Annotated in this window: 10 protein-coding genes and 1 pseudogene; 4 read left to right on the forward strand and 7 right to left on the reverse strand. The window is 50.0% G+C overall.

All coding sequences use genetic code 11. The features are described 5' to 3' along the window. Positions 1-200 precede the first annotated feature (200 nt). Positions 201-1556: a DUF1501 domain-containing protein gene (locus FYZ48_RS25590; protein WP_149345370.1), complete on the forward strand. Its 1356-nt coding sequence runs from the start codon at positions 201-203 to the stop codon at positions 1554-1556. Positions 1557-1627: 71 nt separating this feature from the next. Here the strand turns inward: FYZ48_RS25590 and FYZ48_RS25595 are convergent, their stop codons facing one another. Both FYZ48_RS25595 and FYZ48_RS25600 read right to left on the reverse strand, forming a co-directional pair. Then, positions 1628-3019: a neutral/alkaline non-lysosomal ceramidase N-terminal domain-containing protein gene (locus FYZ48_RS25595; protein WP_198422277.1), complete on the reverse strand. Its 1392-nt coding sequence runs from the start codon at positions 3017-3019 to the stop codon at positions 1628-1630. A 212-nt stretch (positions 3020-3231) separates the two neighbouring features. Then, positions 3232-4785, reverse strand: a complete 1554-nt coding sequence (locus FYZ48_RS25600; RefSeq protein WP_149345372.1) for a hypothetical protein — start codon at positions 4783-4785, stop codon at positions 3232-3234. 556 nt (positions 4786-5341) lie between these two features. Between FYZ48_RS25600 and FYZ48_RS25605 the strand changes: the two genes are divergently transcribed. Next, positions 5342-5920 (forward strand): hypothetical protein, encoded by a 579-nt coding sequence (locus FYZ48_RS25605; protein ID WP_149345373.1) that lies wholly within the window; start codon positions 5342-5344, stop codon positions 5918-5920. A gap of 100 nt (positions 5921-6020) precedes the next feature. Here the strand turns inward: FYZ48_RS25605 and FYZ48_RS25610 are convergent, their stop codons facing one another. Beyond that, positions 6021-6965: a LysR family transcriptional regulator gene (locus FYZ48_RS25610; RefSeq protein WP_198422278.1), complete on the reverse strand. Its 945-nt coding sequence runs from the start codon at positions 6963-6965 to the stop codon at positions 6021-6023. Positions 6966-7224: 259 nt separating this feature from the next. Then, positions 7225-8205, reverse strand: coding sequence for a DUF1559 domain-containing protein (locus FYZ48_RS25615; protein WP_149345374.1), 981 nt, complete (start codon positions 8203-8205; stop codon positions 7225-7227). 617 nt (positions 8206-8822) lie between these two features. Between FYZ48_RS25615 and FYZ48_RS25620 the strand changes: the two genes are divergently transcribed. Both FYZ48_RS25620 and FYZ48_RS25625 read left to right on the forward strand, forming a co-directional pair. Then, the gene (locus FYZ48_RS25620; RefSeq protein ID WP_149345375.1) at positions 8823-9311 is read left to right on the forward strand and encodes a thioredoxin family protein; all 489 of its coding nucleotides are present in this window, start codon (positions 8823-8825) and stop codon (positions 9309-9311) included. Between the two features lie 294 nt (positions 9312-9605). After that, complete coding sequence (locus FYZ48_RS25625; protein ID WP_149345376.1) at positions 9606-10745, forward strand: sialidase family protein; 1140 nt, start codon at positions 9606-9608, stop codon at positions 10743-10745. A gap of 56 nt (positions 10746-10801) precedes the next feature. Here the strand turns inward: FYZ48_RS25625 and FYZ48_RS25630 are convergent, their stop codons facing one another. The 3 genes and pseudogenes from FYZ48_RS25630 to FYZ48_RS29715 all read right to left on the reverse strand — a co-directional run. Further along, on the reverse strand, positions 10802-11086 hold the full coding sequence (locus FYZ48_RS25630; protein WP_149345377.1) for a hypothetical protein: 285 nt from the start codon (positions 11084-11086) through the stop codon (positions 10802-10804). A gap of 512 nt (positions 11087-11598) precedes the next feature. Continuing rightward, the gene (locus FYZ48_RS25635; protein ID WP_149345378.1) at positions 11599-12210 is read right to left on the reverse strand and encodes a MarC family protein; all 612 of its coding nucleotides are present in this window, start codon (positions 12208-12210) and stop codon (positions 11599-11601) included. 419 nt (positions 12211-12629) lie between these two features. After that, positions 12630-13100, reverse strand: a pseudogene (locus FYZ48_RS29715) (integrase core domain-containing protein); the annotation flags it as partial. Positions 13101-13109: the final 9 nt, after the last annotated feature.

The raw sequence follows: 13109 nt of genomic DNA on the forward strand, positions 1-13109 counted from the left end.
GTTAATTGCTTCTACTGAGCGTCTGAATTTCAATCACTCTGATCACTTCAGAGCATAACCACACATGTCGCCTGCCTGATGGACATATCAAAATGTGTTGAAATGTTCGCAGGTCTCGATTAACATCAACCCAGACCAGTTGAGAATATTCCCGTTAAAGTATCGCCCCCGGCTTTCTTTACTTACTGCGAGAAGACTCTATGTTAACTATTGCCAGTGGTAATCAGCATCGTTTTTGTGATGGCGTTTCGCGGCGGAATTTTCTGCAGATTGGTGCTCTGGGAATGGGGGGCCTGTCTCTGCCACAAATATTGAGGGCACAGGACCTTTCCGGAAAACAGGATTCCCACAAATCAGTCATCATGGTGTTCCTGTCAGGAGGCCCACCCCATCAGGATTGGATTGATCTAAAACCGGAAGCCCCGGCAGAAATCCGGGGACCTCGGGAGCCCATTGCGACCAACGTGCCCGGCATCGAGGTTTGCGAATTAATGCCTCGTTTATCACGCATGGCTGATCAGTTTGCATTCATCAGATCAATTGTAGGTGCCGAAGGGCGACATGCAGCATTCCAGTGTATGACGGGCAGAAAGTCGAATCGCCAGCCACAGGGAGGCTGGCCCTCTCTGGGATCGACAATTTCTAAATTGCAGGGACCGGCTGATCCCGCCGTGCCGGCTTTTATCGGTCTCTCACCGAAAATGCGTCATTCACCCTGGTCTGATGCAGGGCAGCCCGGTTTTCTGGGAGTTGCGCATGCCCCATTCAAGCCAACTGCAGAGGGAAAGGCTGACATGGTGCTCAATGGTGTGAATGCGGAACGTCTGGATGACCGAAAATCATTGTTAGCTTCACTCGATCGCATGCGTCGCCAGGCGGAAGTGATCGAAGAGATGCAGGGGATTGATGCCTATACTAAACAGGCATTTGGAATTCTCACATCCAGCAGACTGGCGCAGGCACTGGACCTTGCTCAAGAAGATCCCAGGTTACGCGATCGTTATGGGAGAGGTTCTACCAAACCTGCCGGCTATGGGGATGCCGGTCCCTTATTGAATGATTATTTTCTCATGGCGCGACGTCTGGTCGAAGCAGGAGTGCGTTGCGTCACTCTGGCTTATGGACGCTGGGACTGGCACGGTAAACCTCATGGAACCATTTTCGAGCATGAGGAAGAACATTTTCCGATGCTCGACCAGGGATTGACCGCGTTACTGGAGGATCTCCGCAATCGGGGGATGGATAAAGATGTATCTGTCGTCGTCTGGGGAGAATTTGGCCGTACCCCCCGAATCAGTCCCAAGGTCGGACGTGACCATTGGCCGAAAGTTTCATGTGCCATGCTGGCAGGCGGAGGGATGAAAACCGGCCAGATAATCGGTTCGACGAATCGTTTCGCAGAACATGTCGAAGATCGTCCCGTTGGTTTTAATGAAGTATTTGCCACGTTGTATCATAACCTGGGGATTGACGTGAATACCGCTACCGTCACGGATCTATCAGGACGTCCAACCTATCTGGTCGACCCCGCTCAGCCGATTCAAGAGTTGGTTTAAGTTGCCTTTGACTGCGTATCGTGAACAGCCTGGTCTGAATTCAGTGAGGGGGCCTCTACCGGGGAATAGGATCATTGGCCATTCGCTGTGGGGGTGGGAATGTGAGGTTCCTTATGCAGTCGGCCCAGCAGTGCTGTCAGCTTCTTGACCAGTTTGGGAGAGGCGCCGACTTCGGCATGAGAGACTGTCAGCCAGGTCTCGTAACCTCCCAGTTCATGTTGACGTGGAGTCGGCAGATAGCCGAGATCACCATTCGCCAGACCGAAAACAAAAGTCTGCTTGAAAGGGCTCTGTTCCTGAATCTCGAAACCGATTTCAACAAACGTTTCAAATGGCAAAGCTGCCAGACCCAGATCACCAATTCGCAGTGCCTGGACGTAAGCCTCCGCAGTTTCGGGCCAGAGCTCTGCTTCGAGTGCACGGCGTGCAAACACCATGCGACGGGACAGATCTCGATCCTGTTCTGCGAGCGGCGATGCGTTTTGGATCAAGTCTCTGGCGCGCCAGACCTGAGCCATTGACGGACGGCGGCGCTTGAGTGTCATCGTCTGTGCTGCAGCACCCAGTGGTACCCAGTCGCGATACGAAATGTTTTTTTCGATGTGCAGCACCTCACGCGTCAGGTCCGAGGCCACTTCCTGCATTTTTTCATAGTGTGCATATCGTTTCCGTCCCGGCTGACTGTAATGCGCATAATCATTATTATTCACATCGCCACTGGCACCATTACTCAGAATTCCCACGAAGGGCGGATCCTGCCCGGGCTCGGCGTATAACCGGTTCAGTTCCCTGGCAAAGACCCCGAAATAATCTGCGGAAATATGTCCTGTTCCAACACCGCCCACATAGTGCAGCCAATAGTTTGCTAATAATGCAATAGGATGACCGGCCTGGGAACGCACAGATAATACATAAACCCCGGGATTGACCGGTCCCGCGGGTTTGTCAATTTGGGAGAGCAGTCCTCCCGGATTTGTGGCAACGCGTTCTTCCTCACCAAATGGACTGGTCACACTCTGCCCCTGTTTCAACAGCCAGCGACGGTTGAAAACGTGTTGCGGCAACGCGCCGGTTCCCCAGCCGATGCGTGCAGGTTCCAGGTTATTGATGGCGCGTTGCACACCATCGGCAATCCGGTGGATCACAAACTGCTGGTATTCATCCAGCGGTTCATTGAGCTTAAGGTAACTGGTCCCGCGTAGACTGGGGGCCGAGTGGGTGTGCGTTGCGGCAATCAGGACGTTCTCCGGAGGCAGGCCGGAAGTCTGCTGGATCCGTTGTTTGGTTGGTAAGTGAATTTCCGTAGGGAATTTGACATTGTCGATGATGACGATTGCCAGTCGAGTCGAACCGTCGTCCAGAACGAGACAGCGTGCAAAAAGGTCGTCGTGGATATGGATCGAACCTCGGGGATTAAAGCCTCCAATCAGATCTGTCCCCAGGAACGGAGTGATGTTACTCACAGCTGCGCCCGCACGAAATACTCTCTGCGGGTCTGCTTCGGCATGAGCGAGAACAGGAATTAACAGTGACAGGAATAGGGCTCGGAAAATCATTTGAAGGCCTTTATGCCGGAGGGAACCAATCGATTATTCAAGTTCGCCATCGATAACAGCGAGTCCCGTGAATCATTATTTATCGGGTTTCTCTAAAGCGTGCATTGCGTTTTTCAGAATTAATGGGGTAAGTAGGAATAGAGATCAGCATCTTTGAGAAAGAATCGAATTTTCTTGTCTCCCTCCTTCAGACCGGGGGGCAGGGATGTAGTCTGCCACTTCAATTCATGAGCTACAGTGTCTCCCGAGAAGGGGATGCATTCCTCTCGTGAAAAGCCGGGAAGTACCTGGTTGTGCCGGTCCAGGATCTCCGCGACGACTGAACCCCGGGGGCCAGTTCTGGCGTTGATTGTCACGACTGGTTGTTTCAGCGATTCCCGACGTGATATGAACCAGCCTTCTTTGTTTCCTGCCTGCAGAGAGCAGAAACCATCCAGCCGCAGTTTCGCGAGCCCAATGGCATGATGGCGGGGATTTATGTATCGGCCGCGTGCGCCGCCGTAGTAAAAAAACAGTTCATCCCCCACCACAACGGGAGCAACGGCTGTGTGAATTGAGCCACAATCAAATTCATTCTGTTCACGATCTCCCAGCGCGATGAATGGTTTTCGCTCCGGGGTGCGTGTCCAGTTGATGAGATCCCAGCTCCAGGCCAGCTGCACATCGGTCGTCACAGGGCTGCCTTTTTCGGCTTCCGCCATCTTCTGGTCCGTGTAGGGACCCTCTTTGAACCACCGCGCGTGAAAAACCCAGAGCTGACTGAGATACATTCCCTGGTAAGCAAACACAGGGCCGTTATAGAACTGGGTTGCATCCGGATCCAGGTCATCCGGGACCAGCACCGGGCCTGAGACCGGGGTTGTCCAGTCCTGTACGTTACCTGGTTTCGACCAGGAGATACCCACAGCCCGCCCGCGGCCTCCACGGCGTCCGGCCAGTCCGGAACTGCCTGTCTTACGCATGGCGATGTAACGCTGCGAGTAGGGATCGTAACCGTAAGTGGTCGCATCACCTCCCGGAATAAGGCCTTTGCGGGCCGTCTCGGGAGTAAAGTTCCAGCGCAGCCCATCGGCAGAGAAGGCGACCCTGTGCCGGGAGGGCCGCAACATATACCCGAATAACAGGTAACGCTGATCGGCGGGGACGTCTCCCGGTTGTTTAAAGACCATGGCTGTATGGAAGCGAGACAGCGGATCTTTGAGGTCTGCGGGAACACTCAGGTCAGATTTGGGCCCCAGGAAAATGTTGTTTGAGGTGGAACCATTGTGTTCGTAAAGTCCCAGTTCCGGTTTGGTCCAATGAAATCCATCCTCCGATTCTGCATAGCAGAAAATTTCCTGGGGGGTATAACAGCGGTACCACATCCGGAGTTTACCTTGATCCGACAACACCGATCCATAGAGGTAGGGGCCCGGGTAGCGTCCCGTTTTTTCCCAGGGCTGATCAGCAATGAGGACCGGGTTCTGTTCATGTTTTTGGGCAGCGTGGAAAACCCGCTCCAGTCCCTGCGATTCTTCGACGACCATCGCATCCAGGAATAGCCGCCGCCAGGGGCCATTAACCGGGCCTGCCATGCGGTCGACCGAAGTTTTAGATTCCGCGATTACCTGTCCGGTTCCACAAACAAGTCCTGCAGCCAGGACCAGACTCATCAGAGAGAAGAGTTTAGACATTTCTGCTTGCTTTCTACGACGAAGCCGACATTAAAGGAAACTGATGAAAGCCTGTTAAAGAATGAATCAACAGTCAGATAAAATATTCTTTATATTACTTGAAGACGGGCAGGCAGGCAAATTTTCCCCTCATGATTTTCAGACTGGCCACATCTGCTGATTGCTCCATTCCACAGGTTTTAGTCTGCGAAGTTTCTTGTCCTTAAACCGTGCATCTCCTGCTTTGATTCAAATCCCCTAAGATCAAAGATTCCAGGAGTCAGCGCGCTTCCAGAATCCGATACGCAATTACGCAAAGGTTTCAAAGACTTCCCAAATGTTTCGGTTTGTTTCAGGCGTACCCCCAGCAAACCAGAGAGATATAGCTTTCTGAAAAAAATGAATTATGTGAATTTTCAGCGCGCATCGAGCTTGGAAGCGATAGTTAAATAAAACAGAACAATTCATATGGAATTATGAAACAAACAGTCAACCATTTCTGCCGTATGATGACCGAGCCGTTTATGGAACGGGCTTCTTACTACCATCTTTTAACAATAAAAAAGTGAGGTGGAGAATGGTTGCAACGAAAACTACCGGTCGTAATTTGCAGAAATTAATTGATTTAAGATGTTGTCCCACCGAACAGTATATTCGTGATCGTTTTAGAAAAGATATGTTCTGGAAGCAGGAGAAAACGCGACTTTCCCGCGCCTGTTCAATTGAGGATGATGATTTGATTGAACGCATGTTGAAGCGGGGAATTCGAGCTGAAAACGTGCCTGCGTTGCAGATGTTCCCGGTCGCCATGGCGGCCTGGGCCAGTGGTTCGGTCAGTTCACAGGAAGCTCAGGCGGCTCTGCAGTCAGTATTTCCCTTTGAGCTCTCTGGTCATACAGCTTCAGTGAACCTGTTCCGTTCCTGGTTGGAGGAGAAACCAGACACCGATCTGTGGCAGATATGGGAGGATTTTGTCAGCGCAAGGATGCAGCAAATCGGCTTACGACATACCCAGACCATCGGACGTACCATTTACAAGATGGCAGAACGTGTGTCTCTGGCCTCAGGAGGTTTTTGGGGATTGGGTTCAGTGTGCCGCGAAGAACAGGAACTGCTGGAACGAATCAAGAAAACTTTCCAGCTGGATGAAAGCTGAGTCATAGTATGTTTCAGCTTTCTTTAAGCACAGCATAAAATCAGGCTGCTCTGTGACTGGAAGAATCAAGGATCAATGAAGCCTCCAGTCACAGGCAGTTCTACAGGGGGGGGGCACAGATCGCGATCACGGCTGGATGCTTGAGTTTTCTTTCTACAGAGACTGCATAAAATTGTTCTTTGACACCGTTTGCCAGACCAACTGTGTGTAAGCCATAAATATCAGAAACATCTTCCTGGATCTGGACGGGGATCGCGAACAGCCCCAATCCATTTCGGCCTGCAATCTTCAACATCGCACTGTCTGCAAATTCGCCTTTGATAACCGGGGTCAGGTGCAGTTCACGAAACCACTGGTCCATTGCGTGGCGTAGGACACTCTCATCTGTGGGCAGCAGGAAAGGGGCACCATCAAGCGAGGCAGGAAAATTCCGGGAATATTTCTGGGCAAGTGCCTTCGTACCCATGATCACAACGTCTGACTCCCCCAAACGGTGAGAGAACGCTTTTACCTTGTAAACAGGATCGAGTGCAGTGTCGGTCAGGATGACATCGAGTTTGTGAATGGCCAGATCTGCAACCAGGCGCGGCATTTCGGCTTCTGTGCAAACAAGACGGATTGGTTCCTCAAGCATGAGGGCAGGCTGCAGAAGCTGGAATGCCACTAGTTTCGGCATCATGTCGCGGATGCCCACCCGGAGTTCCAGGGGTTTCCCGATGGGTTTCCCTTTGATGAGCTCCATCAGCTCTCGACCTGTTGAGAAAATTTCTGAGGCATACTCAGCAACCTGAGCACCAGTTTCAGTGAGTACCAGCCCACGGCCCTGCTTTTTGACCAGAGAAACTCCAAAGGCCTGCTCCAGTTGTCTGATCTGGGTGCTGACGCTGGACGGTGAAACATGCAGGATCTCACTGGCACCACGTACGCTCCCCTCTCGTGCCACAACCCAGAAGCTTTGTAAGTGATGGTAATTCAGCCAGTCCATGCTCTCTTTCCTAAGCGAATACAATGATGCTATCGAACCGCAAATAAGATCGATTTTCAATCGTTAAGTCGTCAAATAACTTTGTATTGGCTGACGCTCTGATTTCAACAATAAAAATGAGAGGTGCGCCCGTGGCTGGGATCTGTTTCTAACAAAACTGCTAAGATTAATGCTTTTTTTAACAGATGAATAAAAGCTGGCTTCTATCTCTGGAGGGCACACTGGTTGATCTTGCCAGTGTCTCTTCTTCGTAAAGAGCTCTTACCCATCTCCTGCGTCTCACCAGATACTATTGAAAGCAGCCCAAGATTTGGATTTTTTAGAATGAATCGCCGCCGATCACCTGGCCGTCATTTCGGGCTGCCAGCCAGCGGAAGACATTGATATCGACGTTCTCACCAATCATTCTCACGCTACCATCCATTAGTAAAAAATGTGCTCCGCCTACGTGAGGGCTGTTATAACCGCCAGGACTACCGGTGGGAGAATTGGGGCCGCCAGACCGAACGTGAACGAGAGCCATCGTAATTGCGGGTCGTGCTGTGTCACCCACCGCCTGCCCACGCTGAGTGGCGACTTGTTGAGAAAATACTGTCCGCGCTGTGGGGATTACCCCAGCCCAGCCGTTAGGGACGAATGCACTTTGCCTTTCACCAATTCCGATTGTGTTCGAACTTCCATCTGTAATGTCGTGCATCCGGACAGCGGAATTGCGATGGAACATGCCATTGAAGGGTTGTTGCTCATACATGGCAGTGTAACCTGAAGTATTAGTGGGATCGGCACCCCCAAGCGAGCCAATATAACTGCAGGCTGCCAGGTCATTGATATTCAACGATGATGGATATGCGCTGATTCGCTGTGGAGTTGTGTCACTCGGGCAGAGGTAGGCAGTTACCGTCGAACTCCGTGCTGGAGCATTACTGCTGTCAGTAATCGGCAGATTGAAGTCGATCAGTTCCGAGAGATTTGCCTGATCCATAAACGGCAAAAGCATGGTGAAAAAACTCCAGCCGGGGCCGATTTCGGGTACAGGATCATTACCTCCCCCTGGCCAGGGGCCTGTCGGGATACTCACGAAGCCGGGCGGAAATACACTGTGACATTCCTCATAATTGTGGAGTGCCAACCCGATTTGCTTTAGATTATTTTTACATTGTGTCCTTCGGGCCGCCTCACGTGCCTGCTGGACCGCAGGCAAAAGTAACGCGATCAGGATCGCAATGATTGCGATCACAACCAGGAGTTCAATCAATGTAAAGCCACGTCGCAGGTGAGAAACTGAAGACTGGGGGAGCATGAGGGCCTCTACGTCAAACTGTAATTACTGGATTTTCATTCCATCTGATTCATGATGCTGAACATGTTTCACGGAAAGAGGTTATGGACAAATAATCTTATGAATAAGCATGGGGCCGAGACTCTGTCTCAGGTTTGTTTTTAGTTTTAGGCCTGTCCCAAGCTCTCACAAGAGAGCTGACAAAGAGTTTTTCAGAAAATTTATAAGAAACATTAATTTAAAGGGTCTGTTGAATCAGGCTGATAAATTTCCACGTCCTGAGTATTTTACAGACGAGGAAAGTAGCCTCTCGCTAAAGGGATTTTTCTTATTTTTTATCTTCGGCACGCGGTTGATCAGGTGTCCGTATACTGAGAGCACTGTCTTAAAAGAGGGCGGCAGTAGCCCTCGCCATGATGGACCAGATAGTGATTCAAACAGGGGAGCGTTAAGATGGCGGGAATTGTTTCCGAGGCTGCTATCACTATAATCACATCGCCACAAGGGTAGGGGGGCCTGATGTCAGGTATCCCGATTCCTTCAGGTTTTTTAGCTGTCTGTTTACCTGACCAACGTGGTTTTCGGAAACACCTGAATACGCTGAATCCAAATTGGTTGTTAAGGCGAGATCTCCTCCCATGAGCTATGACGCGCATTTAATGTCTTTGATCACCAGCGGTTTGATTTTTTTTACAGGCTGTAGCGACAGCATGACTCCCTCTCAAACTCCGAGCGCTGATTTGATTTCACTACCAGTTGTCAGTGAGAGTGAGTTGACAGATTTACTGCAAAACGCAGACAAGCCTGTGTTGATCGAGTTCAGCGTGATGACTGGATGTTTTCGCTGTGATGAGATGCGACCAGAGATGAAGCAACTGCGGGAAATGCTTCACGACCGAGTGAATTTAGTTCGCATGGATTTCAATGCGAATCAGGCTTTGGCTGCTTCACTCGGCGCTACTGTTTGTCCGTCTTATGTTTTGTTTTCCAACGGTCAACCGCTTTGGACGGAGAATTACCCCGTTTCTGGAAGGGTAATAGCGAGTCGAATTCAACAGAATTTGACATCCCATTCGCTTCAAGAGTCTCCTGGATCCTCATTCGAAGATGGTTCCAGTTCGTTCTGATTCAATTCTCTGCCAGGGGCGGATGTGACCCTGGCAGAGAATGGTAGAACCAACACAAACACTGGTCTTTCTGGGGCCTTACCTGCTCGGTACAGTAACTTATCTCTGGGGCTGTGCGCTTATGCGATTGCAAAGAATCGTCATGCCACATGGGGTTGTGCAGGTTTTTTATGTATACTGGCGATTCCACTTTTTATTTAGGCTGAAAGCCCATCACTCTGACATGATCGCTCGCACTTAGACGAGTGTTGCCTTAGACAATCATGAGTAACGGGCAAAAAGAAGAACTTTACCATGCAGATTATCGACCAGGGAATTGTCTATCCGTCTCATCTCGGAACAGATCGCCAGAGTTGCGCATTTCCGGGCGTGTGCGTCTCCGCGACAGGACGCTGGTTAGTGAGTTTTCGGGCAGCCCCTGAAAAAAGTGGTCTGCTGGGCCAACACCCGCTGATTTGCTGGTCTGATGATAGAGGGACCAGCTGGTCAGAGCCGATGAGTCCTTTTGAGCCACCTCAGTATGGCAATTTGACTCCAGGCAGTTTTCGCGCAGCATATCTCACTGCCTTGAATGATGGCACGCTCATTTCCGCACTCTGCTGGGTGGATGCTCGTGATCCCTCGCGGCCATTTTTCAATGAAGAGACAGAGGGTTTACTGGATACGCGAATCTGTCTGAGTCGATCAGAAGATGATGGCCTGAGCTGGTCGTCTCCGGTTTTTGTCAGCAGTGAGTTCGATCATGTTCCTACACCGCTGACAGGGCCGATTCTTGAATTCAGCGATACAGAGGACCGCAACCTGCTGGCAATCCAACTGGAACTCAATAAGCCCTATTTCGATAAGACGCCCTGGCATCATCGTTCAATCTTGCTGCTTTCTGATGATGATGGTCACACCTGGTCAAATCACATTGTGACAAGTGATGACCCGGTATTAAGGATGTTTTACTGGGATCAACGTCCAGCACTGGTCGGTGAAAATGAACTGTTAGATTTATTCTGGACTTTTGACCGGGAGACTGGTGAGTATCTCAATATACACGCGCGAAAGACTGAAACCAGTTATGCAGATTGGTCACCACTGTGGGATACTGACGTGCCTGGTCAACCGGCGGCTCCTGTGCGTTTATCAGATGGTCGGCTAGTTATGGTTTATGTAGATCGCACAGAAAACCCTGCGATCAAACTTCGTACCAGTAAAGATAACGGACATCATTGGCCAGTTGAGAGTGAATTAATACTTTATTCGCAGGGAGCATCCCCAAATTTGATGTGGCCGGGCGACATGCTTGGTGCCTGGGAGGAAATGTCAAATTTCGCTGTTGGTTTGCCTGCGACAGCGTTGTTGCCTGAAGATGAACTGCTGGTTGTCTTTTATGCCGGTCCGTCGAAAAATGACACCAGCATTCACTGGCAATGTATTCGCCCTTGATCATCAGAAGTGACGTGATAAGAAAGAAAACGAACGCATATCTGAATAAATGGAAATTACTTAACTGCTTTCAGCCTTCTCAATTTTTCCCAATTACCAGTCGGCCGAGAGAAGTAGCGGTATGTGTCGAATACGTCACCATTTCCAACGATGCGCGGGTCTCCCCCCTGGCGCAGGATCATCTCCAGTTCGGTGCACAGCTCCTCCTTGGCCGTTGCGTATTCGGGATTGCTGTAAAGGTTTCGCATTTGATATGGGGCGTGATGAAGGTCGTACAGTTCTTCACCCGGTCGCAGTTGAAACCAGAGTCGATGCACAGAATTCTCGCTGGCATGTTGCATGAGGTAGTCTCATGTCGGTCCACCATCGGTGTCGTAACCCGGAAAGCGATCTGGTTTGAAATTGCGAATATAAAGGTATTCGCGCGTCCGGATGGCCCGGCGTGCTGTTTATCACGACATTCCCTAAAAATTCGCGCGAGTTCTCGACACTATCTTGCTGTGATATGCCAAAAATCTCTTCCCCAGGGAACCCTGAATCACCAGAATCTGGGTATATCCAACAGCAAATGCAGGCAACGCATCTAGCACCGGCGATTTCATTCTCCAATCGCTGACGCAGCATGAAAATGTCATTTCGGGCGGTAATGGTCCCTGCATTTCATTGCCGAATGGACTGGGCTTTTCTCAAGAGCGAGAACTCGTGCGAATATGTCTGGAATGTCATGACAAACAGCAGTGTCAATTTTTTCACAAGATATTTTCTTCAAAGATCAATTAGTTGCGGGGCTTAACGGACGACAGTCTATTTGTACCCGATGAATCACTCCACATTGTGGGTATGTGCTTGCCAGTTAAAACTTTTGCACCCAGGATTGTAGCCCACGCATGATCATTTCCACTGCGATTGTCCCGACGTACAAGGCCGTCACCCTGCCGGCAACTTCAATGTAACGCTGAACAAGATACTCCCGCTTCTTCCGGACATAGTCATGAATTTCTTTCAGAATTAGCATGAGTGAAACTGAAATACCCAGTGCTAAAACTATTGCACCACAGGCAATTAGCGGATCGAGTCTTTTCCCCACAACCACGCTCGCACTCAATGTCCCTGGCCCGATGAGTACAGGCATCGCAATGGCCCCGGCCAGATTCTCAGATTTGCCGTGCAGGATTTCGACTGCTGATGGTCCCTTGAAGACAAACTGAATACCAATAAGCAAGAATACAATCCCGCCGAAAATCTGAAAGGATGCGAACTCGGCCTGTACTAAACTTGAGAAGATCACATCGCCGATCAAAGCAAAACAGCTGAAGACAACCGCCGAGATTGCTGCAGCAACGAGCAGGACGCGGTAGAACCTCTCCCTGTCAAGAGTTTTGACTACATCAAAGAGGTAGACAATGACCAGGAATGGATTGAGCAGTGCGAGTAGAATTGAAACGGAACTCAAGAAATCCAGCATTTATCTCTCTCACACAATTCGTAATTAACCTTTCAAACCAGTTCCGGTATTATGCCGACCTGGAGCAGCTATGATGAAAAGTTCTGATTTTTTACTATTCTGATCCGCTTCCATACAGGGGCCATAGCACGCTTGGATATGATACCAGCCGATAACAGAACTTCAAGATGCAGCTTCGTCGTCACTCGATGCATCGTACTGTCATTACTGGGCCAGCTCACGGGAAATCGCAGTGAGAAAATCTATTTATTGCTTCCGAAAAATCTTTAAGTCGACCATCTTTGAGGGACGTTATTTTATTTGAGATAACAGAGCATTCAGTATTTTCTTTGATCTAACATTGTTTTTCGATTTTGATTTTAGATGTCTGCTAATAGATTTATAGAATTCAGCACGAGCTTTAAAAAATATAGATACTGTCATAGAAAGAGACTGGAATGTATTCCCCACTGACCATGCCCCCAACTCGGTACCAGTTGAAATGCGAGTGAAAGCCTCGATAACTCCTGAGGCGTCCTGTTGCCCAATGCACTGTGGGGACGCCGCTCGTTGTAATCCTTACGCCAGGAATCCAGTTATTCCTGCGCTTCTTCCAATGACAGGAACCAGTGCTGGTTTAGACATTCCTGTCGCAGTCGACCGTTAAAGGATTCAATCAACGCATTATCTGTAGGCTTTCCCGGACGACTGAAGTCAAGCTTCACCCGGTTCCAGTAAGCTCACCAGTCCAGACTCTTCGAAATAAATTCAGGGCCGTTGTCGACTCGAATCGTTTCAGGATGGGCGCCACGCTGCTGTGTAACTTGTTTCAAAGTTTGAACGACATCATCACCAGTCAGACGCTGTCCGGTCTGGATCGCCAGACTCTCACGGCTAAAGTTATCAGCTACCCAGCGGGT

It is taken from the genome of Gimesia chilikensis, assembly GCF_008329715.1.
Lineage (GTDB): Bacteria > Planctomycetota > Planctomycetia > Planctomycetales > Planctomycetaceae > Gimesia > Gimesia chilikensis.